1 tRNA gene is annotated in these 1036 nt (G+C 42.3%); it reads right to left on the minus strand.

Annotated elements, in window-relative coordinates:
• Positions 1-853 precede the first annotated feature (853 nt).
• A tRNA-His gene (locus AC3DOM_RS13260) sits at positions 854-926 on the minus strand.
• Positions 927-1036 lie beyond the last annotated feature (110 nt).

Genomic DNA, 1036 nt, shown 5'->3' on the forward strand with positions numbered 1-1036 from the left:
TCCGCTATAACATTCATTTTTATCGTGGTTTGACGATTATATATTCGTCCATGCTATTTTTCTTAGTATGAAACATACGGGGAAACCTGAGTATATTCAAAATCTTTATAATACAAAATTACTATCTGACACAGGTGTAAGAACAATAGAGATGATTCGTTCAGATATATGAAAAAGCCTTGGTCATGCCGGGACATCGGGATGCCTTAGCCGTAACCCCGCCCTTGCGGCCACACCTCCCAGATCAAAATCTCAAGAGATGAAAATATTCAATGAAATAGAGGTCGGTCAATTTCTAGGTTCAATTATATGAACACAATACGAGGCCTTTACCACCTTGCAATCACAACAGGAATGAGGCAATCAGAACTACTTGGTCTTCAATGGATAGACTTGAATTGGGAATAGATAACTTTAATCATCCTAGGACAACTCAGGCGCAAGTTCAAAGTTGGCGATACCTATGTGTCCCCAAAAACCAGATTTGGTCGCAGAACTATCGTTCTAGGCATAAGAACACTGAAGGTGCTTGATGAGCATTTGATACGCCAAGATGAGACAAGAAGGGCAGCCGCTCATCGATGGATAGAAAACAATCTTGTTTTTCCATCGACAACAGGTACTCCAATCAACCATAGTAATTTTTATAGAAGTTTTAAAAAATCTTATATATTCATCAGGACTGCCTGATACGCTTCCATGATCTACGCCATACAGCAGCATCCCTGATGCTAAACCATGACGTTCCACGCATCATAGTTTTTCGAAAATTAAGACAAAAGACACATCGTCAAATAAGTACCCTCACCACTGCAACAAAAAAGGGTCTACTGAAGTAGACCCTACGGTTTTGGGTGGCTGACGGGGCTCGAACCCGCGACGTCCTGATCCACAGACAGGTGCTCTGCCAACTGAGCTACAGCCACCATATACCTAAAGCCCGCAGATTATATCACTACCATCATTCACTCGCAAGGATTTGCTTTATTCTTTCGGGTACGTCTGCACGTGCCACATTAACCTGCTCGCCACTCAC

This window comes from Candidatus Desulfolinea nitratireducens, from assembly GCF_982879505.1.